The following is a 21,643-nucleotide window of genomic DNA, read 5'->3' as shown; positions in this document are numbered from 1 at the left end:
CCATAAAAAATTCACTTATTCCAAAATAAAATCATCATCTTTGACAATCTAAAATGGTCAAAGATGATGATTTTTTATTTGTACACAATATTATTAATTAATGTTTCAATTGTGGGATTAGTAAATGTTGGACCACACTTTGTTTGAATATCAGCAGGAAGTTCCCCTTCGGTTATTTTAGTATATGGGCCATTATAACTTCCAATTATATTACCCATTAGATATAACTTTCCAAAAATATCCACACCCTTAGGAACTTCCAAATTCCCTTTGATACAAACTGTATAATTAGATCCTATCTCCATTTTATCAGCCACTTTTACACCATTCTTAACATACACCTTCCTTGAATCATTACTCGTTAATTCAAACTTTCCAAGGACTGTTAAGTTTCCCCCAACGAATAAATCTAGGTTAATGGGATCCTTGCCTGATGGAGGTGTTAAATGACCATTTACTGTCATATCACCTTCAGATTCAATTGTAGAATTTTTTACATGTTGAGCGTTACCATCAATATAGATTGTCTCACCATGGATTTTCATACCATCCATGTTATTAACAGGACCATTTAAAGTTAGATTTCCTGTTGAAAAAATTTTTTGGTCAACCATATTGTTTCCCGTATTTATTGATCCAGATCCTACTAAAATTTCTTTACAGGAGGATGAATAGGATGTACAGTCGGGTGGGTTTGGTTTTTCTATAGCTTTATAAATTGAAGGGCTTAGGTCGATGGTCATTTCCCCATCAAGAATAGTGTCCTTCATTTTTTCGGTTCCCATTACGCTAAAACTTATAAGTATTTTATTTGAATTTGAAGTAGCAGTAAATTTTTTATTTGTAATTGCAATATTTGAATCCCCTGAAATTGGATAATATTTATTATTTATTGGATATTTAGCTCGAAATGCGGTTTGAATATCTGTTGCAAGTTGGGTAGCAGCACGTACTTTAAAGTCACTTTGTGTAGGCGGAACTATTTTTTTAAAATCTTCTAGTTTTGTTTCAAAGAAATTTTGCACGGCTACTTGATATAATGATACTCCCATTTCTGCAGCGGCAACAGATTTTGATTTTTTCTCAACCACTTGATTTTGTTTAACACTACCAAATGATTGTCCCATGAATGCAAGGAAAACAACTGTGAAAATAGTAATGAGTAGTAAAACTGTTACTAGAGCATATCCACGTTCATTCTTTAATATTTTCATTGATAATCAACGCCCTTCACCCGATATAATAATGTTTCAATAGTAATCTTATTTATTGGATTTTTTATGTCAGTGGCTGTGACTATCAAAGTAACATCTTTTTTATTTGGCTCAATGATAATTGGACCTGAACCCTTATCAACATTATCAATTTTTAATACATAGTTAAAACAAATTTGAGAATTACTAAAATCCTGTTTGGGTTCTTTATTAGGTGTGACAGTAACTATACATGGTGAACCAGTGCTAGAATTAGTACTCCGTATTTCATATTGGTTATATTTTTGATGAATACTTGTCAAATTTGTAATTAAAAGATTTGTTTCTTGAATCATGAAGTTTTTGGAAATTGATTTTTGCGAAAATTTATATCCTTGAAAAAATACATTCCAAATAATTACACCAACAAAGGAGAGAATGGCTAAAGTAATTAATATTTCAATAAGTGTAAGACCGCGTTCATCACTTTTCAAACTCATCAACTCCTATCTTTTTACATATCCATAGGTTTCGGCTACTACATTTCCATTTTTATTCTTTAGTTGCATGACTATTAGATGAACGCTATAGACATTTGATTTTTCAATTGGTGATTTTTTGATTTTTATGGTTACTTCATAACTATTTTTTATAGTTGTAAATATATAATCTGTTCCACTTGGGTTCGGATTGAAATTAGTATAGTAATCCTTATTATTCACATTAGTAATAAAACCTATTGTTTGTTTATCATTAGCAATAAAGGTTTTTACTTTATTGGATTCCTGCCAATCAATAAGCAATCCTTTGGCGGTATTTATGGCTTGAGATTTATTTTCATTTTGTTGGTTCATAAGTCCCATTTGGGGAAAAAAACGCATAATTGATAGAAAAATAATCGATAAAATAACGATAGAAATTAGAATCTCTATTAACGTTACACCTTTTTCATTTCGAACAATTTCCAAATAACCCATTCCCTTCAGGGAGTAATATTTTTATAATAAAAAAATTAGTAATTATGACCCATAAATGATTTCCAGTCCTTTTAAAATACTTAATAGTATTATACAATATTTAGTAAGCGAATTTTGTCTAATTTTTGAAAAAATGAACAAAAGAATAAAGAAAATGTAGTTTAATAGTATAAAAGGACAATGAGAAAGGGAGTGAATGGATGCAATCAATTATATGGGCCTTTTGTTCTATGTTAGTACTTATGTTGATTATATCTTTTCTACCGCTAGGATTCACTATTAAAGGTAAGTTTTTTGTCATTTTAACTAGTTTTATCTTAGCTTTAGGAGGAATTGCCGCCATTGCATCTTTCCCATTATGGGAAACCGCAATAATGCTGGTTTTGCTAATCTTTTTTGCTGCCTATTTTATGGATAAGCGCATTGGCGCTCAGTTATATAAAGTTATTCCGACATTTGAAGGAAAATTACCTGGGGAACTGGATTTCCATGTCACGAATTCTAAGATAGATATGATGGAAGATAACGATTCTATCGAATTAACAGAATTAAATTTGATAGAAGCTCCTATGGTTGATTCTATTCAACCTTTTGTAAAACCAGCTATAGAACAATTGAGTGACAATAACGAGGATATTTCATTTTTACTAGAGCGGAATTCTGAAAATGAGGTTACTGAACAAAAGGTAATGGAATCTGATCATGAAATTGGTTACTTATCCGACATCGAGAGTTTACTTGATGAAGAAGTTTCCAAAATGGATGATCAGAAGAAAAGTAACTGGTTAGAAGAAATCGATGAATTACCATCTCTAGATGATGTGGAGAAGCTACATGTTGAAAATGTTCCTGGTGAAATTGAACTGTTAGAAGATTCTCCATTTGATTTCCTTATTGCTGCAAAAGATGCAGCAGTTGACAAAGAAATTGAAACGGAAAAAACGGTAACTTTGCAAAAATAATTTGAAGGGAGGCAGAGAATTTGGGCAAAAGTCAGCAACTGATCAAATTGTTTGTTGTTTTATTATTCAGTACGGCATTTATTTTTAGTTTCTCCCTTTATGGTGCAAAAGCATTTGAAAAAATAACCAATGCTGATGGAAAATTCTCTAAAGGAACAACGATTGGTTCATTAGATGTTTCCGGAAAAACAGAAACTGAAGCTTCTAGTCTCTTAGAGGAAAAGTATGTAGACTGGACCAAGGGTACATCGATTGAATTACAATATGGGGAAAATAAAGCTTCCTTTGATTTAAACCAATTTCATTTAGATGCTAAACAAACGGTGGATTCAATAAAAGATGGTCAAAAAAATCCTGCTTTCATTACAATTGACAATTCGAGGGTAGAAGAACAAGTAGAAATTCTATTTCCGCAGATAAAAAGCAGTGATATCAACCTTGAAAATCTTACAAGCAGTTTAAATGAAACTGCCTCACTTTTTGAATCAGGTTCTCATACCTATAACCTTTTTGAAGATTACTTATTAGTTGAAAATATTAAAAAGGATGTTGTCTTAAATACAGCAGTCATTGATTTGAAGCAATTTCCTGATGGTTTGCAAACTCTAATTGAAAATAATTCTTCAATTGAAATTCCTGAAGTGTCAACATTTTCTCTGTTAGGATTTGCTAAGAAACATAAAATTGCCGACAGTGAAGCCCTAAATATAGTAGCAACTGGAATTTATCAAGCTGTTTTACCTACTGGCTTGTCAATTGAAGAAAGAAACATTAGCAGTTCGCTCCCTGGTTATGCAGCTGTAGGCCTAGAAGCAAAAGTGGATCAAAGTAGAAATGCGGATTTAGTTATAGCTAATCCGAATAAGGCAAAGTATAATCTAGAACTGCAATTGGACAATAGTAACCTAACGGTTACCTTAAAGGGTGAAAAATTTGTTTACAATTATAAAATTACGACAAAAGATGAGCTGAAATTAAAGCCTAAAACGATTGTTCAATACAGCCCACTGCTTCTTCCAGGAAAAACAAAGGTACAAAATAAAGGGTCAGAAGGAATAATCATTAAGGTTTATAGAGATGTATATCAGGGAAACTCGTTTATTAAAAGTGAATACATTTCCGAGGATTATTATCCGCCGTCCTTTCAAGTGGAAGTTCGTGGACTAGCAGGAAGTCAACAGAGTCAAACAGAACCTTCAGGGACGACTGACAACCAGTCTGGTCCGGATAACAACGGGCAGACAACGGAGCCTGCTAATACCAACGGGAATCAAACGCCAACGAATTCTGATAATAGCCAACAAGATTCAGTTGACAGTGATCTTTGGGGAAAACCGAATGAACAACCAAAATAAAAGCAGGGATAAAACATGAGACAAGCACGAAAACGACTTGGTGATTTGTTAATAGAAGAAGGTCTTATAACAGTTGAACAGCTTCAAGCAACACTTGAAAAAAAGATTTCGAATCAAAAACTTGGTGAAGCTCTATTGGACCGGGGATACATTACCGAACAACAGTTAATTGAAGTGCTGGAATATCAGCTTGGAATCCCGCATATTAGCCTGTTTAATTACCCGTTTGAAACGAATCTTTTTTCGCTTATTTCCAAAGAAACAGCGAGAAGAAATTTAATTATTCCGTTAAAAAAAGAAGGGAATAAGCTGTTCGTCGCTATGGCAGATCCGATGGATTTCATTGTCATCGATGATTTGCGCTTATCAACGGGATTCCAAATTGAACCGGCAATTGCCACAAAAGATGATATTCTGCGTTCGATTAATAAATATTATGATGTTGATGATGGTTTTGCTGAATTGCTTGATGAATTACAGCAAAATGACAAGGGACGAACCGATGATGTAACAGACATGGACTCACCGATAATCCGCCTCGTGAATCAGATATTGTCTAACGCTGTTATTCAAAAGGCAAGCGATATTCATATTGATCCGCAGGAGACGAAGATTGTCGTCCGTTACCGAATTGACGGTGTTCTTCGTGTTGAGCGTGTTCTGCCTAGTCATATGCAAGGCGTGTTAACAGCAAGAATAAAAATCATGTCTAATCTCGATATAACCGAACACAGGATTCCGCAGGATGGTCGGATTAAACTAAATCTAGAATTTCATCCGGTGGATCTCCGAGTCTCCACGCTTCCAACTGTTTTTGGGGAGAAAATAGTTATGCGTCTCCTTGATATGGGATCCACTTTAAATGATATTAGTAAACTTGGCTTTAACGCTCTTAATATGAAGCGATTTAAAGAAATGGTTGATAAACCAACAGGCATTGTTCTTATTACAGGTCCAACAGGGTCAGGAAAATCTTCGACCCTTTATGCGGCCCTTAATAAGCTTAACAGTGAAGCAGTTAATATTATTACAATTGAAGATCCAGTTGAATACCAATTGGAAGGGATTAACCAAATACAGGTGAACACGAATGTTGGTATGACCTTTGCGGCTGGATTAAGGTCGATACTTCGTCAGGACCCGAACATTATCATGGTCGGGGAAATCCGAGATAAAGAAACGGCCGAAGTAGCAATTCGTGCATCATTAACCGGACATTTAGTATTAAGCACACTTCACACAAATGATTCAATTGGGACTGTTACTAGGCTGATTGATATGGGGATAGAACCGTTTCTCCTAGCAGCCTCCTTAAGCGGTATTGTGTCACAGCGGCTTGTCCGCAAGGTGTGCCGCGATTGCTTAGAAGTTCAAGAACCGTCAAAACGTGAATTTGAAATTTTTGCAAGACGCGGGATGAAGGTTGAAAAGATATCGCGTGGAAAAGGCTGTTCATCTTGTAACATGACGGGTTATAAAGGTAGAATTGCCCTTCATGAGGTATTGGTCATAAATGATGAGATAAGTAGAGCAATGATGAACGGTGAATCCTTTCAAAAGTTGAAGGAAATGGCCACGAAAAATAAAACCATCTTTTTAATTGATGATGGATTATTAAAAATAAAACAGGGTTTAACAACCACAGAAGAGGTATTAAGGGTAGCAACTCTGGAGTAGGAGTAAATACGTATGAAAGAAAAAATTGAAGCAATACTGCGAGCGGCGATTGAATATAAAGCCTCCGATGTTCACTTAACTGTCGGTGTTCCCCCTGTTCTGCGTATCAATGGTGATCTACGGAGGTACGGAACTGATAATTTATTACCAGACGATACCGAGGGGATGGCAAAAGCGATTATTCCGGAGTCAATGTGGGATTTATTTAAGGAAAAAGGAGAACTGGATTTCTCGTATGGAGTTCCGGGAAGTTCCCGATTTCGTGTCAACGCCTATCACCAACGAAAAAGTGCGTCGATAGCCCTTAGGGTTGTCGCTTCAAAGGTTCCGTCAATTGAGGAATTAGACCTGCCGGAAATTATTCCTAAGTTAGTGGAGAAACCTCAGGGACTAATTCTCGTAACAGGTCCTACAGGTAGCGGAAAATCAACCACACTTGCTTCGATGATTGATTATATGAACCGAACCATGAGGAAACATATTATTACCCTTGAGGATCCAATTGAGTATCTTCATCGTCATAGTAACTCGATAATTGATCAACGGGAAGTTGGCTTTGATACAAATAACTATGCAAGCGGGTTAAAGGCGGCACTTCGTCAGGACCCAGATGTCATTCTGGTGGGTGAGATGCGCGACCTAGAAACGATGTCGATTGCGATTACAGCTGCCGAAACAGGACACCTTGTATTGGGGACGCTTCACACTTCAAGTGCCCCAACAACCATCAATCGGATTATCGATGTGTTTCCATCAGGTCAGCAGCCGCAAATACGTATTCAATTAGCCTCTGTGTTAGTCGGGGTCATTTCGCAACGTTTATTTCCAACTGCTGATAGAAAGGGTCGTAAAGCAGCCACCGAAATTTTGGTTAACAATGCTGCAATCGCCAATTTGATTAGAAATGAAAAGATTCATCAAATTCAAAGCACGATGCAAACGTCCCGCGCCCAGGGGATGCATACGCTTGAAATGAGTATTAGAGACCTAATAGACAGAAATGTGATTCAAAAGGAATCGGCTGTCCAATATTTACAAGAAAAGATGTTGATGAATGGCTAGATTTAAATATGCTGGACGTGACCGAAAAGGAAAACGGCAGGGCACCGTACATGCAGCTTCAAAGCGAGAAGCGATGGTCAAGCTTAAAGAAGAGGGAATTCGGGTAATAGATATTACAGAAGTTCCTGAGACCCTAATGACCAAGGATATAACATTAGGGAATCCCGTGAGGCTGCAGCATTTTGTTATTTATCTCAGACAATTTTCTACACTAATTAAAGCTGGGGTAACGGTTGTCGAAGCAACAGCGATTCTTGCCTTTCAAACAGAGAGTAAGGCCCTGAAGAAGGCACTGCTCGACATTGAACAGGAACTACGGGAAGGTAACCCACTTTCTGATGCCGTTGCTAAGCACAAAAAAATATTTACACCGATGTTTATTAATATGGTCAAAGCGGGAGAAGTCAGTGGTAATTTGGATGAAACTCTTGATCGCCTTGCAGAGCATTTTGAAAAACAGCATTATACTAAGCAGAAAATAGTTTCTGCTCTAGCATATCCCTCTGTTGTAGGAATTATTGCAATTGCAGTTGTTATTTTTTTGCTGGTTGCCGTTGTCCCAACATTTGTCACAATGTTTGCTGATTTGGGTGGTCAATTGCCAGCAATTACAAGGTTTGTCCTTGCAGCGAGCGGTTTTATGCAATCATTTTGGTGGCTTGTGGCTATTTTTATTATTGCTATTGTAGTTTTCATAACTTATCTAAAAAGTAACAATCAAACTAAATACTATTTAGACTACATGTTATTAAGAATGCCTATTTTCGGAAACTTGCTCCAAAAAGCAGCATTGGCTCGAATGATGCGCACTCTTAGCTCTTTATTTTCAAGCTCTGTACCAATTCTTCAAGCAATGGCTATTGTAGAAAAGGTTGTTGAAAATGAAGTCTTAGCCAAAGTAATACGAGAGTCTCGTGTTTCACTCGAAAAAGGTCGTTCAATGACGGAACCGATGCAAAAACACTGGGCCTTCCCACCGCTTGTTACCCAAATGATTGCGATTGGTGAAGAAACAGGTGCATTGGATGCGATGTTGGCTAAAATTGCTGAATTCTACGAGAAGGAGGTTGAAACCGGGACCGATAGACTTAAATCATTAATTGAACCATTAATGATTGTTGTATTGGCGGGACTTGTTGGCACAATTGTAACAGCAATTATGGTACCTATGTTCGACATGTTCAACCAATTTCAACAACATAACTAGTAAACCGTCAATAAAACAAAATAGTTGATGAAAAGTGACAAAAAACCAAATAATTCTCTTTTCATTTCATTGTAAATTAATGTATACTACAAGAGACTATATTACTAGGTTCATAGAACCATAAGGGGAGATGAAAGTATGTTTCAAATGTTAAAAAAGAAGCTTAAAGATCAACGCGGGTTAACATTAATTGAATTACTTGCAGTTATTGTTATTTTGGGGATTATTTCTGCAATTGCAATACCAAGTATTATGGGGCTTATTGATAACAGCAAGAAAGATGCTGTTGTAGCAAATGCTCAACAAATGATTAATTCAACTAAACTTGCAATATCAGGAGATGATTCTCTAAGACCTACTGCTGCTGGTACTCCCACTTATGTTAACTTGAAGTACTTGGAAGAAAAAGGATATCTTGAAACGATGAAGGATCCTGATGGAACAACGTATACTGGCCAAGACAACACGATTACTGCTTCTACCGGTACAACACAACCTACAAAAGCAACTGACTCATATGTACAAGTTAATTTGAACTCTTCAAATAAACTATCTTATGCTGTTTTCTTAAAAGGTAGTTCTAAGTATATTGGTTCATTAACAGCTCCAAAGGCTGAATCCGAATTGAAGAGAAGTGTAGTAAGCCCTTAATCCAATGATGACAATAATATTACTACTTTTGCTTTTCCTTTATGGGATTACTCTTGGTTCATTCTTTAATGTCGTCGGTCTAAGAGTTCCACTTAAGAATTCAATTATCGTCCCGCGTTCATCTTGTCCAACATGCGGGCATCAATTAACAACATTAGAACTCATCCCAGTGGTCTCATATATGTTTCAAAGGGGGAAATGCCGCGGCTGCAAGTCGCGGATTTCTCCTATCTATCCAATTATGGAATTGCTAACAGGAATTTTGTTTGCCGTATCGCCAATCTTGGTTGGCTGGTCAGGGGAGTTAGTAGTAGCTTTAACGCTAGTTTCGATGTTTATGATTATCGTTGTTTCGGATATTCACTATATGCTCATCCCTGATAAAATTCTGATTTGGTTTGCAGGGATTTTTTTATTGGAGCGTATTGTTTGGCCGCTTAACCCCTGGTGGGACAGCCTAGTAGGGGCAGCAACAGGGTTCACCCTCCTCTTACTCATTGCCATTGTCAGTAAAGGCGGCATGGGCGGCGGGGATGTTAAACTTTATGGATTACTCGGCTTTGTGTTAGGATTTAAGCTAGTGTTATTATCGTTCTTTCTATCAACCTTATTCGGTGCCGTTATTGGCGGACTGGCACAGCTTTTTAGAATCGTTAAAAAGCGGCAGCCGATTCCATTTGGACCGTTTATTGCAGCGGGAACCTTGTCCGCGTATTATTGGGGACCGGAAATCATCGATCTATACGTACGTTTTCTTAATCACGGATTATAACTAAGGGGTTTTTTCTATGGCTTTTTCCCTATTCAACTCTAAAAACCGAATAATCAATCTAGTGCTAAATGACCACTCGATTCGCTGCGTTGAATTGAAGCAGGCGAACCCGCCACATGCCCAAAAATGGGGCGAACGGTTTTTGCCGCCGGGTATTATTTGTGATGGCAAAATTGCTGACATCGATTCCTTAGCGAATATTTTGGATGAGTGTATTGACGAGTGGAAAATTCAGCGGCGCTCGATTCGTTTTGTGGTGCCCGATCAATTAGTCATTATCCGAAAGGTTTCTGTTCCGGCAGAAATCCAGGATGACGAAATGAAGGGCTATCTTTATTTGGAGCTTGGCTCCAGCATTCATTTACCGTTTGAAGAACCGATTTTCGACTTTTTTCCACTGACGAATAACGGAAAAACAAGGGACCTGCTTCTGTTTGCTGCTCCGGAGCAAAATGTCATGGAATATGCGGATTTATTTTCGAGTCTGAAGCTGAATCCCGTGGCTGCGGATATTTCTCCGCTGGCACTCTATCGTTTATACCACCAGCTTGGTCAAGGGGATGCAAATGAAAATCTGTTTACGATTCAATTTGATTTGACCAGCGTCAATTTGTGTATTTTTGAAGGGGTTGTCCCTGTTGTCATGCGTCCGTTTGCTTTACCGTTTGAGCTTGAACAATGGGAAATTAGGCAGGACAGCACGGGGATGATGGTCTGTAAATATACAGGTAATACGGATGAATTGGTCATCCAGTTTGAAGATATTTTTAAAGAATTAACGAAATTACTGGATTTTTATCGATATTCATTGAGCAATGAGCAACATGATATTACCAAGTTTTTATTAACAGGGGACCATCCAATGCTCCATGCCGTTGCTGATGAAATGATTGAGAGATTTGAAGTCCCTGTTGAATTGCTTTCTCTTCACCCAGATTTAAAAGGAAAAACAGGAAGCGTACCGGCTAATTTATTGCTATCTTTAGGTCTCGCTTTAAAAGAGGTGCAATGATGTTAGTAGAAATTAACCTGCTTCCGCAAAAAGAACCGAAAAAATTTGCTCTTATCATTACATTATCTAGTTTGCTTGCCGTATTTCTAGTAATTGGCGGTTTCTATTTTTGGCAGACTCAATCTGTTAAAGATGAGTTGACTTCTTTAGACAGGCAAATTTCGACGACCAAAAAGATTGCCGAGAAAGAACAGCAAAATAGCGAAACGGTGGCTTCTTCAAGCTCTGTAACCCAATTAAAGAGTGCGATTGAATGGGCAAAGGATTATCCTATCCAAACAGTGCCGGTTATGAAGCATCTAACCTCGTTACTGCCGGAGCGCGGCTTTATCCAATCCTTTGGCTACACAGAATCAGGAGCTGTAACCCTCACCGTTCAATTTGACAGTGCCAGAGAGTCAGCATACTTCCTAGATAGCCTTAATCACTCGAAATGGATTGAGGAAGCAAGCCTAAATTCATTAGCAGCCACAGAAACGAATACTGAAACTGATACTAATGCTGCAAGTAACACAGCAGCTTCAAATAGCCAAGCGAATACAACAAGTACAACAACTAGTGCTACTAATCCAACGACAACCGATTCAACAACAACTGTTGATAATCAAAACAATTCATCAACAGATCAAGCATTGAATCAGAATAACACAACAAATACGACAACGAATCAAAACACAGTAAGCAATAGCTCTACAACTGCCTCAAAAAGCAGCACAAGTAACTATCTGCCTCGCTATACAGGGCAATTTGAAATTAAGTTTAACAAGGAAGAAATTAAGAAAATTTTACAACAGGGCAAGAAGGATGGGGAAGGAGTGAAGGGATCATGAAGCCTCATTTCTCCAAACGTGACCAACTTATTGTTGGAGCCGGTGTTCTTTTGTTAGTGTTACTCATCGTCTATGCTCAGTTCTTCTTCCTAACGCCGTTGAAATCAGACCTGGCGATCAAACAGCAAGAATTAACGTCGGAACAAAAGCTGTTAGACATTATTAGTCAAAAGAAGGCAGACAATACAACTGCTTCTGCTGAAGATACAAGAGAATTGCAGAAAAAGGTTCCTGTCGAACCGCTTCAGGAACAGTTAATTTTAGATTTAGAAAAGGCAGAAAACGTTTCTAATAGTGAAATTAAATCAATGAGCTTTAGTAAGGATGCTGAAGTCGCTACATTGGATCAGGCTAATCCGCAAGCCTCTGATGGCGCCCAAAACACTTCTGCTGACCCTAATGCAGCAAATGAAAGCAGCGGGAATCAGCAATCTGTACTAACGGCTCCTACAGGGCTGAAGAAGCTAACCGTTCAATTGAGTGTGGAATCTCCGACCTATGAGGATTTGGAGAAATTCATCGCAACCCTGGAATCGTTAAAACGGATTGTTGTGGTTGAGGCGATTACTTATTCAGGCGGGCAAGAAATTACCAGCCTTGATCAAGAGGACCCGCCGATAAGCTACAACCTTACGATTTCTGCGTACTATCTGCCTGAATTAGCTGACCTGAAGGCGGAGCTGCCGAAAATCGATGCACCTGCACCAGCCGGTAAAGCGAATCCATTATCGCAGTTTCCTTCCGCGGCACAGACGCAGCCCTAGTTAACAACATGGCGAAGGAACAAATAATTTGACGAAAGCATTCGATAACAAGACGACAAAAGTCTTGTTATTTTTTTTTGCCATTATGTTAGGATGAAACCAATTACGCTTCGATGGGGAAAGGGGTACGATTTGTGGACAAGCCTAAAAAAGGCCATACAATTAATATTAAATTAAGTGGACAAGACAAAACTTTTCGGGAAGAACCTCAAAAGAAGGAACCGGAAGTCAGCAGTGAACCATTTACCAAAGTAATAAAAATAAATACGGAGCGACTGGAACCGGAAGAACAAAACGAACCAGAAACAAGAGTCATAAAAATTAATCGGGATCTTGGAGAATCGGATGGTTTTTTAGAGACAGCCGCTGCCCAGGAACCTGTCGATGAAAGCTTTGACTGGATCATTCCGGAATCTTCGGAAAATGATATTGAGGAATTTAACGTTGCCAGTCATCCAAAGACGATAAAAAGCGGTTCCAAAAAACTGACATCCTTTTCATCAAATTTTAAAAAGAACGATCGGCAGCCAGTTGGGTCGATTGTGATTTCGGCCATTTTTGCTATCCTCATTGGACTAACGATTGGTGGGATTATGTTAAAGCTGGTGATCATGGATCCGAGCGAAAAGGCAGCGACTGAACCACCGAAGGCAGTTGAAGCAAACGGCAGCGACAACAAAGCGGCAGCCGGTAAGACAACCTCATTGACAATTAATCAATTAACTACCTTTGTCATCCAAGGCGGCTATTATACTTCAAAAGCTGGCGCCAAGGAAGTTTCCGAGCAGCTGGTTTCAAAAGGTATTCCGTCACAGGTAATTGAAATAACTGGAAAACATTTTATATTTCTTGGTGTTGCGGATTCGATTGAACAAGCCAAAACGCTGGCTGGCCAAAATAAAGAAAATGGGGTTGATGGTGCATTTGCCAAGCCGTTATTATTAGAGGAAAAGAAGTTTTCAGAGATTACGCCAAAGGAAAAGAGCTTTCTCGAAGCAGTACCTGGCATCTATCAGACCTTGTCTGCTGCTGCAGCAAATGCTTTAGCCAGCAAGGAAATCTCTGAAGAATCCAGCAAAGCACTAGCAACCTTAGAAGAGGAATTAAAGGGTAGCACGATTAAAAGCGAAAAGGTTAAGTCGCTTCAGGCGGAATTAGCAAATGCGGAGGCAAAGCTAAAGGCGTTCCAAAAATCAAAAGACACTAAAAGCCTAACAGAAGCCCAGCAGCACTTATTAAACTTCCTGTCTTTCTACTTTTCCGTGTAAACGACATAACTCGATATTTTCTGGGAAATAAGGCCTGCCTGAAATCGAGGCAGGCTTTTTAGACTCCCTGAGACATTCCGCATAAATTTACAAATTTCATCAAACTTTAATCATATAAAAATTGTTTGATTCTACAATTTCTGATAGGATTAACTTGTATCTCCCAAATGATAACGAATAAGGTAAGGTGATTGAATGCAGAACCTCATTTTAGCCTCTTCATCTCCACGGCGCAAAGAACTTCTAGAAAATCTCCACTTAACATTCGCGATGATTAGCAGTGAAGTTGATGAAAGTTTTGATCCCGCTCTCTCCCCAGAGGAAGTAGTGATGGAGTTAGCCAATCGGAAAGCACAGGCGGTTTTTAAAGACAACAGTGATGCATTTGTGATTGGTTCAGACACGATTGTCGTTGCGAATAACCAAATCTTAGGGAAGCCAAGCGATGAGGCCGAAGCCATTAGGATGTTAACAACTCTTTCAGGATGTCAGCACGATGTGTTCACAGGTGTTTCAATTGTGTCTCCAACTAGTTCGACTGCGTTTTACGAAAAAACTGAAGTTTGGTTTTGGGAGTTGACGGACGAAGAGATACGTGCATATGTGAAAAGCGGCGAACCGTTTGATAAAGCTGGGGCATATGGGATTCAACAGCTTGGCAGTATGCTTGTCAAAAAAATAAATGGAGACTATTTTGCGGTTGTCGGTCTGCCTGTTTCAAGGACTATAAGGGAATTGAGACAAGCGGGGTACCAGTTGCCGTATTAACAATTTTTCAAAGTTCATTAACTCCCAGCTAATAAGGGAGGAAAAAGAGTGTCCACAAATACATTAATGATCCGTGATTTCCCTCAAGACGAAAGACCGAGAGAACGATTTATCCAGAATGGTCCGCAAAGCTTATCGAATCATGAACTGATTGCCATCCTGCTGCGCACAGGAACAAAAGATGAATCGGTCCTGCAATTATCGAACCGTCTGCTAACCCATTTTGAAGGGTTAAGGATGTTAAAGGCGGCTACGTTAGAAGAAATGACTGAGATTAAAGGAATTGGATCGGCAAAGGCGATTCAAATCCTTGCTGCTGTTGAAATTGGCCGCAGGATTAGCAATCTTTCTTATCATGACCGCTATGTCATCCGCTCTCCAGAAGATGGAGCAAAGTATCTCATGAACGATATGCGTTTTTTGTCGCAGGAGCATTTTGTTTGCCTCTATTTAAATACGAAGAACCAGGTCATTCATAAACAAACGGTTTTCATAGGGAGCCTGAACGCCTCAATTGTTCACCCAAGGGAAGTATTCCGCGAAGCGTTAAAACGCTCGGCGGCCTCCGTTATCGCGGTCCATAATCATCCTAGCGGCGACCCGGCACCAAGCAGGGAGGATATTGAGGTTACCAAGCGCCTGGTTGAATGCGGGAAAATAATTGGCATCGATTTACTCGACCATCTGATTATCGGTGAAAATAAGTTTGTCAGCTTGAAGGAAAAAGGGTATTTATGACACTATGATTTTATTTGACGTTACGCTATAATATTGGTTATGATTTTTTAGGATTGTTTTTGAAATTGTTATATAAATAATAGGAAAACAGACATGATATAAAAGGTAAATTACCTGACTAATGGAGTTTTTGCATTTCGTATCAGAAAGAAAGGGAGATACAACACTATGTTTGGAATTAGATCTAGAGATCTTGGGATTGACTTGGGGACAGCAAATACCCTCGTTTATGTAAAAGGAAAAGGAATTGTTTTACGGGAACCATCGGTTGTGGCGATACAGACTGATACTAAGAGTATTGTCGCCGTTGGGAACGATGCGAAAAACATGATTGGACGGACGCCGGGAAATGTTGTCGCTATGCGGCCAATGAAAGATGGCGTGATTGCGGACTTTGAAACGACGGCTTCGATGATGAAGCACCATATCCGCGTGGCTCAAAAAAGTAATAACCCATTCTCTGGTAAGCCCTATGTCATGGTGTGCGTGCCTTCAGGGATAACTGCAGTTGAGGAACGGGCTGTAATTGATGCAACAAGGCAAGCGGGGGCAAAGGATGCCTATACGATTGAAGAGCCATTTGCGGCAGCTATCGGCGCCAATCTGCCTGTCTGGGAGCCAACCGGCAGTATGGTCGTTGATGTTGGCGGGGGGACGACTGAAGTAGCGATTATTTCCTTAGGGGGAATCGTAACTAGCCAATCCATCCGTGTGGCCGGCGATGAAATGGATGATTCCATCATTTCATATATTCGCAAAAATTATAATTTGATGATTGGTGAGCGGACAGCAGAAACAATTAAAGTAGAGGTTGGGTCTGCCGGTACACCTGATGGCATCGAAAATATGGAAATTCGCGGCCGTGATTTATTGACCGGTCTGCCAAAAACGATTGAAATTACTGCAAAAGAGATTGCGGCTGCTTTAAATGACACTGTCTTTGCGATTGTAGAAGCCGTTAAGAATACCTTGGAAAAGACACCGCCGGAACTTGCTGCTGATATTATGGACCGCGGCATCGTGTTAACGGGCGGAGGTGCGTTACTACGCAATTTGGACAAGGTGATTAGCGAAGAAACAAGAATGCCTGTACTAATTGCCGAAAATCCCCTGGATTGCGTGGCAATCGGAACCGGCAAAGCACTCGACCATATCCATTTATTTAAAAACAAAGCGAAGGATTCGCGTTAAGAAAAGCGGAAGCACAAATAAAAATAGAGGTGTATAATCATGCCACAGTTCTTTTTGAATAAACGTCTGATTATTTTGCTTGTCAGCATTATTGTTCTCGTGGCATTGATTGGGTTTTCTTTAAGGGAGAGAAGCAAACTATCCTGGCCGGAGCAATTTGTTAAAGATACGACCGGCTGGGCTCAATCCCTGGTTTCAAAGCCTACTAACTATATTGCAGGCTTTTTTGAAAATCTCCAGGACTTACAAAATACATATAATGAGAATAAGGAATTAAAATCGCGGCTTGACAATCTTGTCAGCCTTGAAGCACAGGTTCAAGCGCTGAAAAAAGACAATGAAGACTTGCGAGCTGTTCTCGGTGAAGAAAAGACCCTGAGAGATTTTGAACCACTGCCAGCTACTGTAATTGGCAGGAATCCTGATCGTTGGCATGAAATGATTATTATCGACAAAGGCAGTTTAAACGGTATTAAGAAAAATATGGCGGTTGTTACAGCAAACGGTCTAATTGGAAAAATAAAAAATGTGAATAAATTCAGCTCAACCGTGCAGCTTCTAAGCGCAACGGACCCGAAGAATCGGATTTCCGCCATTGTTCAAGGCAAAACCAAAGTGTATGGTCTTGTTGAGGGCTATGATAAAGAGAAAAAATTACTAATGGTGAAGGCGATTCCAGCCGGTGCGGAAATTGAAAAGGGACAAACGGTGATAACATCTGGGTTAGGCGGTATCTTTCCTGAAGGGCTGCTAGTAGGAAAAGTAGTCGAGGTGAAACCGGACCAGTATGGGTTGAATCTGACAGCACTTGTCGAACCTGGTGCAGATTTTTATGATATAAAAAATGTAATGGTCACGAAAAAAATCATGCGAGAAGCGGATGTAACAGATTTAACTGATGGGAAGGAGGAGGGATCGTGAAAAAGTTCCTTCTTCCTCTTTTATTTCTATTTTTGTTTTTAGTAGAAAGCCTTTTTGTGCAATATTTACCTGAAGATGTTTTTGGGCATAATCGCATATTAGTGCCACACTTTCTATTTGCGGCGATTTTGTTTCTTACAATTTTTGTCGGAAAGAAGCAGGGGATTATTTATGCGGCTATTTTCGGCCTATTATTTGACATTGTTTATGTCGAAATTATTGGCATTTACTTATTTTTTTATCCATTTATTTCCTATATCGTTTCGAAAATTATGCAGATCTTGCAGTCAAATATGATCATTGCCTTTCTCGCTTCGCTTTTTGGCATTGCCTTATTAGAAGTGGGCGTTTATGAGATGAATCATGTAATTCACGTAACAAACCTTGACTTTATGAGCTTTGTTAATTTGCGTTTATACCCAACCCTTATCTTAAATGCAGTCTTTATTGTTATTGCGGGCTACCCATTAAAAAGGCTATTTGAAAAACATGCCGAGGCACTTAGAGTAGAATGAGATTTTTTTTAAAAAAAAGGAGAATGGACGCATCGTGTCGAATTTTTTAAAAAGAAGAGTCTGTACTTCCGATTCGGAAGGGAGCTTGAGGGCATGCAATTTCTAGTAGGATTGCATGTTTTGAACTTGCTTGCTTAATTATGAGGTGAATTTTCTCCATGAAAAAACGGCAAAATGTTACAATAAAAGGAACGAAGGAAGGTCTTGTCCTTCATCTAGATGACAGCTGTTCTTATGAAGAACTAAAAAGGGAACTAGATCAAAAGCTTTCAGCCAACTTGAGGACGCAGGAGGAGCACCATTTACTCTCTGTTAAGGTGGAAATCGGCAATCGCTATTTAACCGAGAATCTACAGGAAGAGCTGAAAAACCTAATCCGACAAAAGAAAAATTTAGTTGTCGATGAAATTGTATCGAATGTCATCACAAAGGAGGAAGCGAAAGCATTAAAGGCTGATACCGAGGTTATCACGGTAACGAGAATTGTTCGTTCGGGCCAGGTGCTTGAAGTTCCAGGTGATATCCTGTTAATAGGTGATGTCAACCCGGGTGGAACGGTGATTGCCGGGGGAAACATTTTTATTATGGGCGTTTTAAAGGGGATGGCGCATGCCGGCTGCTTTGGGAATGATCAGGCTGTAATTGCTGCTTCCAGTATGAAACCGTCGCAGCTGCGGATTAGTGATTACCTAGATAGAGAGCCAATTTCCGTTCAAAGCAATGAAAAACAAGAGATGGAATGTGCTTACATAGATGAGAACCGTCAAATCGTCATTGATAGATTGCAAGTATTAATTCGATTAAGGCCTAATTTGACAAGATTAGAAGGGGGACAATAAGGTGGGAGAAGCAATCGTAATTACATCCGGGAAGGGCGGCGTTGGGAAAACAACCACTTCCGCTAATATTGGTACGTCTCTGGCCCTTCAAGGGAAAAAAGTCTGCTTAGTAGATACAGACATCGGTCTTCGAAATTTAGATGTTGTAATGGGACTTGAAAATAGAATTATTTATGATCTAGTTGACGTAATTGAAAAAAGATGCAAAATCCATCAAGCACTGGTTAAGGACAAACGTTTTGATGCTTTATTATACTTGCTTCCAGCCGCACAAACCGTTGATAAATCAGCTGTTAAGCCGGAGCAAATGAAGGAACTAATCATGGAATTAAAGCAAGACTATGATTATATCATTATTGATTGCCCTGCAGGGATCGAGCAAGGCTTTCAGAATGCGGTGGCAGGCGCCGACCGCGCGATTGTCGTGACAACGCCTGAGGTTTCCGCTGTTCGTGATGCAGACCGAATCATCGGCCTGCTTGAAAAACAACGGAATATGGAAGCGCCTAAATTGGTTGTCAACCGGATTCGCAATCATATGATGAAAAGCGGCGACATGCTTGAAATTGATGAAATTACCCAGCATTTATCAATTGAACTGGTGGGGATTGTCGCTGATGATGAAGAGGTCATTAAAGCCTCCAACCATGGCGAACCGATTGCCCTAAATCCAAACAGCAAAGCGTCAATCGCTTATCGAAATATTGCACGAAGGATTCTTGGTGAATCCATCCCGCTTCAGCCACTTGAGGAAGCAAACAAAGGTGTTTTTACAAAAATTAAGAAGTTCTTTGGCGTTCGCTAATAAACATCCTGTTCACGAGATTGTGGACAGGTGTTTTAATTTAAAGTCATACTCTGTTCTACACTTTCATAGACTTGTACAAAAAGTGGGAAAAGGGTTGATGGGGATGACGCGGTCTACACCGGAGGAAATACGGCGACGAATCGCAAAGCGGAAAAAAGATCAAGGTCCGGGTTCGGCAGCAAAAACGCCGGAACGGCAAATTGCTTGGCCAGGTGATGATGAAAAATACGGCTATAATTATATTGCTCCTTCCGGAAACTCTGGCGGAGATGACGGGCATCCATTATTTAAAAAAGAGGTCTTCTTTTTCAAAATATTGGCTTCGGTACTTCTGTTTTTAATGGTGGCTATATTGTTTCGTAATCATTCCGCGTCCTTTAATCCGGCAAGGGACTTCATCACGAGCACAATGAACAAGGATTTTAAGTTTACCGCCGTTTCAGAATGGTACGAAGGCAAGTTTGGCAAACCATTGGCGTTGCTTCCGTTTTCAGAAAAGGATAAAACGGGAAAAAAAGCAACAGCGGAAACACCGAATTTTTCCGTTCCGGCAATGGGAAAAATTCTTGAAAACTTTGAGAAAAACGGTCAAGGCATCATGATTGAGACGAGTAAAGGGGCTGCAGTACAGGCGATTAATGGGGGGCATGTTACGTTTGCCGGGGTTAAGGAGGACTTGGGGAAAACCGTCATTGTTCAGCATTCCGATTCGACGGAAACTTGGTACGGAAATTTAGATGAAATTAAGGTCAAATTATTCGAATATATCGAGAAGAGAACAGTAGTCGGCACGGTTTCCGCGTCTGCCGGTGATGATAAGTCGAAAGGCAAGTATTATTTTGCGATCAAAAAAGAAGATGATTTCATCGATCCAATTCAGGTGATTCGCTTTGAATAAAGCTATCGAGTTACTTCGGTTGATTTCTATCCATCCATTGTTGTGGATTGTTATTGCCCTATCGATTATGACCGCGCATTTCCTTGAAGTTTGTTTATTACTGGGGATCATTTTTATTCATGAAATGGGGCATGCTGCTGCGGCTTCTTTTTTTTCATGGAGAATCAAAAAAATTACGCTTCTGCCCTTTGGCGGCGTTGCAGAAATGGATGAGCACGGCAATCGGCCCTTAAAGGAGGAAACGATTGTCGTGATTGCCGGACCTCTCCAGCATGTCTGGATGGTGGGGTTAGCGTACGGTTTACTTTCTCTTCACTTGATTCCAGAAGATTTATTTCAATTATTTATCAGTTATAACGTGATGATTTTTGTATTTAATCTTTTTCCGGTGTGGCCGCTTGATGGCGGCAAGCTTGTTTTCTTACTGCTCTCATTGAAAAATTCCTTTCCGCATGCACACCGGCTGACACTGATTATTTCGTTTTTCAGTCTCTGCTTCTTTTCAATTGTTATTTTATTGGCCGCACCGTCCCATCTTAATGTATGGGTTGTGATTGCCTTCTTGTATTTCTCGCTCTACCACGAATGGAAGCAGCGCCGTTTTATCTTTATGAGATTTTTATTGGAGCGCTATTACGGGAAGAAATCCAGCCTCCGGGCACTGAAACCGATTCAGGCCGATGAACAGGATTTACTTATCCATGTTTTGGAAAAATTCCAGCGTGGCTGCAAACATCCAATAATAGTCGAAGCTGGCGGCAAGGAAAAAGGTCAATTAGATGAAAACGAGCTCCTGCACGCCTACTTCACCGAAAAACGCCTAACCGATAAAATCAGCGACCTTCTTTTTTTATACTGAAAAGGGGTATAATAGTTAAAAAAGCGGAAGCGCCCGGTGATTGAGCGCTTTTGCTGCGGTTTAGGATACCTTTTGACGTGAAATAGTCCTTGGTTGGGGTGCCGAAGGACAAATCGAGTGAAAAGTAAAAGGAAATTGTCCTTCGTGAGGTTGCCGAAGGACATTTCTAGTGAAAAGTAAGAGGTATTTGTCCTTCGCGAGGGTGCCGAAGGACATTTTGGGTGAAAAGTAAGAGGTAAATGTCCTTCGTGAGGGTGCCGAAGGACATTTCGGGTGAAAAGTAAGAGGTAAATGTCCTTCGTGAAGGTTCCGAAGGACATTTCGAGTGAAAAATAAGAGGTAAATGTCCTTCGTGAAGGTTCCGAAGGACATTTCG

The 21,643-nt window shown here is 39.6% G+C and carries 23 protein-coding genes; 20 read left to right on the top strand and 3 right to left on the bottom strand.

Going from position 1 to position 21,643, the window contains the following annotated elements; translation table 11 throughout:
- Window positions 1-74: 74 nt before the first annotated feature.
- Genes ACFVSW_RS11550 through ACFVSW_RS11540 form a run of 3 tightly spaced genes read right to left on the bottom strand, consistent with a single transcriptional unit; the run spans window position 75 to window position 2,161 of the window.
- Window positions 75-1,214, bottom strand: a complete 1,140-nt coding sequence (locus tag ACFVSW_RS11550; RefSeq protein ID WP_387315937.1) for a hypothetical protein — start codon at window positions 1,212-1,214, stop codon at window positions 75-77.
- Entirely contained in the window at window positions 1,211-1,687 is a 477-nt protein-coding gene (locus tag ACFVSW_RS11545) for a type II secretion system protein (protein ID WP_387315934.1), read from the bottom strand. Before ACFVSW_RS11545 ends, ACFVSW_RS11550 begins: the two co-directional genes overlap by 4 nt.
- 12 nt (window positions 1,688-1,699) lie before the next feature.
- Window positions 1,700-2,161 (bottom strand): prepilin-type N-terminal cleavage/methylation domain-containing protein, encoded by a 462-nt coding sequence (locus ACFVSW_RS11540; protein ID WP_387315931.1) that lies wholly within the window; start codon window positions 2,159-2,161, stop codon window positions 1,700-1,702.
- 209 nt (window positions 2,162-2,370) lie between these two features.
- Between ACFVSW_RS11540 and ACFVSW_RS11535 the strand changes: the two genes are divergently transcribed.
- The 20 genes from ACFVSW_RS11535 (at window position 2,371) to ACFVSW_RS11440 (ending at window position 21,267) form a co-directional block, all read left to right on the top strand.
- Window positions 2,371-3,132, top strand: a complete 762-nt coding sequence (locus ACFVSW_RS11535; RefSeq protein WP_387315928.1) for a hypothetical protein — start codon at window positions 2,371-2,373, stop codon at window positions 3,130-3,132.
- A gap of 20 nt (window positions 3,133-3,152) precedes the next feature.
- Complete coding sequence (locus ACFVSW_RS11530) at window positions 3,153-4,487, top strand: G5 domain-containing protein (RefSeq protein WP_387315925.1); 1,335 nt, start codon at window positions 3,153-3,155, stop codon at window positions 4,485-4,487.
- 15 nt (window positions 4,488-4,502) lie between these two features.
- Window positions 4,503-6,164, top strand: a complete 1,662-nt coding sequence (locus ACFVSW_RS11525) for a GspE/PulE family protein (protein ID WP_387315922.1) — start codon at window positions 4,503-4,505, stop codon at window positions 6,162-6,164.
- 12 nt (window positions 6,165-6,176) lie between these two features.
- Window positions 6,177-7,226, top strand: a complete 1,050-nt coding sequence (locus tag ACFVSW_RS11520) for a type IV pilus twitching motility protein PilT (RefSeq protein WP_387315919.1) — start codon at window positions 6,177-6,179, stop codon at window positions 7,224-7,226.
- Window positions 7,219-8,433 (top strand): type II secretion system F family protein, encoded by a 1,215-nt coding sequence (locus ACFVSW_RS11515; protein ID WP_387315917.1) that lies wholly within the window; start codon window positions 7,219-7,221, stop codon window positions 8,431-8,433. The genes ACFVSW_RS11520 and ACFVSW_RS11515 overlap by 8 nt, the downstream gene beginning before the upstream one ends.
- A gap of 147 nt (window positions 8,434-8,580) precedes the next feature.
- Window positions 8,581-9,084: a type II secretion system protein gene (locus tag ACFVSW_RS11510; RefSeq protein WP_387316058.1), complete on the top strand. Its 504-nt coding sequence runs from the start codon at window positions 8,581-8,583 to the stop codon at window positions 9,082-9,084.
- A 7-nt stretch (window positions 9,085-9,091) separates the two neighbouring features.
- Window positions 9,092-9,856 (top strand): prepilin peptidase, encoded by a 765-nt coding sequence (locus ACFVSW_RS11505; protein WP_387316056.1) that lies wholly within the window; start codon window positions 9,092-9,094, stop codon window positions 9,854-9,856.
- A gap of 16 nt (window positions 9,857-9,872) precedes the next feature.
- Window positions 9,873-10,868 carry a type IV pilus biogenesis protein PilM gene (gene pilM / locus ACFVSW_RS11500; protein WP_387315915.1) on the top strand — a complete coding sequence of 332 codons (996 nt, stop codon included), beginning with the start codon at window positions 9,873-9,875 and terminating at the stop codon, window positions 10,866-10,868.
- A complete protein-coding gene (locus ACFVSW_RS11495) occupies window positions 10,868-11,698 on the top strand; it encodes a PilN domain-containing protein (RefSeq protein ID WP_387315912.1) in 831 nt (276 codons plus the stop codon). The genes pilM and ACFVSW_RS11495 overlap by 1 nt, the downstream gene beginning before the upstream one ends.
- Window positions 11,695-12,462 (top strand): pilus assembly protein PilO, encoded by a 768-nt coding sequence (locus ACFVSW_RS11490; protein WP_387315909.1) that lies wholly within the window; start codon window positions 11,695-11,697, stop codon window positions 12,460-12,462. Before ACFVSW_RS11495 ends, ACFVSW_RS11490 begins: the two co-directional genes overlap by 4 nt.
- 134 nt (window positions 12,463-12,596) lie before the next feature.
- Entirely contained in the window at window positions 12,597-13,730 is a 1,134-nt protein-coding gene (locus ACFVSW_RS11485; protein ID WP_387315907.1) for an SPOR domain-containing protein, read from the top strand.
- A 195-nt stretch (window positions 13,731-13,925) separates the two neighbouring features.
- Window positions 13,926-14,498, top strand: coding sequence for a Maf family protein (locus tag ACFVSW_RS11480; RefSeq protein ID WP_387315906.1), 573 nt, complete (start codon window positions 13,926-13,928; stop codon window positions 14,496-14,498).
- Between the two features lie 48 nt (window positions 14,499-14,546).
- Window positions 14,547-15,236: a RadC family protein gene (radC, locus tag ACFVSW_RS11475; RefSeq protein ID WP_387315903.1), complete on the top strand. Its 690-nt coding sequence runs from the start codon at window positions 14,547-14,549 to the stop codon at window positions 15,234-15,236.
- Window positions 15,237-15,404: 168 nt separating this feature from the next.
- A complete protein-coding gene (locus ACFVSW_RS11470; protein ID WP_387315901.1) occupies window positions 15,405-16,427 on the top strand; it encodes a rod shape-determining protein in 1,023 nt (340 codons plus the stop codon).
- Window positions 16,428-16,466: 39 nt separating this feature from the next.
- Window positions 16,467-17,348 carry a rod shape-determining protein MreC gene (gene mreC / locus ACFVSW_RS11465; RefSeq protein ID WP_387315899.1) on the top strand — a complete coding sequence of 294 codons (882 nt, stop codon included), beginning with the start codon at window positions 16,467-16,469 and terminating at the stop codon, window positions 17,346-17,348.
- Entirely contained in the window at window positions 17,345-17,863 is a 519-nt protein-coding gene (gene mreD, locus ACFVSW_RS11460) for a rod shape-determining protein MreD (RefSeq protein WP_387315896.1), read from the top strand. Before mreC ends, mreD begins: the two co-directional genes overlap by 4 nt.
- A 158-nt stretch (window positions 17,864-18,021) precedes the next feature.
- Window positions 18,022-18,702 (top strand): septum site-determining protein MinC, encoded by a 681-nt coding sequence (gene minC / locus ACFVSW_RS11455; protein WP_387315893.1) that lies wholly within the window; start codon window positions 18,022-18,024, stop codon window positions 18,700-18,702.
- Window position 18,703: 1 nt separating this feature from the next.
- On the top strand, window positions 18,704-19,507 hold the full coding sequence (gene minD, locus ACFVSW_RS11450; RefSeq protein WP_387315890.1) for a septum site-determining protein MinD: 804 nt from the start codon (window positions 18,704-18,706) through the stop codon (window positions 19,505-19,507).
- A gap of 106 nt (window positions 19,508-19,613) precedes the next feature.
- Entirely contained in the window at window positions 19,614-20,408 is a 795-nt protein-coding gene (locus tag ACFVSW_RS11445) for a peptidoglycan DD-metalloendopeptidase family protein (protein WP_387315888.1), read from the top strand.
- A complete protein-coding gene (locus ACFVSW_RS11440; RefSeq protein ID WP_387315885.1) occupies window positions 20,401-21,267 on the top strand; it encodes a M50 family metallopeptidase in 867 nt (288 codons plus the stop codon). The genes ACFVSW_RS11445 and ACFVSW_RS11440 overlap by 8 nt, the downstream gene beginning before the upstream one ends.
- The last annotated feature ends 376 nt before the right edge of the window (window positions 21,268-21,643 follow it).

Source organism: Neobacillus sp. NPDC058068, from assembly GCF_042885335.1.
GTDB lineage: Bacteria > Bacillota > Bacilli > Bacillales > Cytobacillaceae > Neobacillus.
Note: the sequence above shows the minus strand (reverse complement) of the source record. Positions and strands in the feature narration are given on the sequence as shown.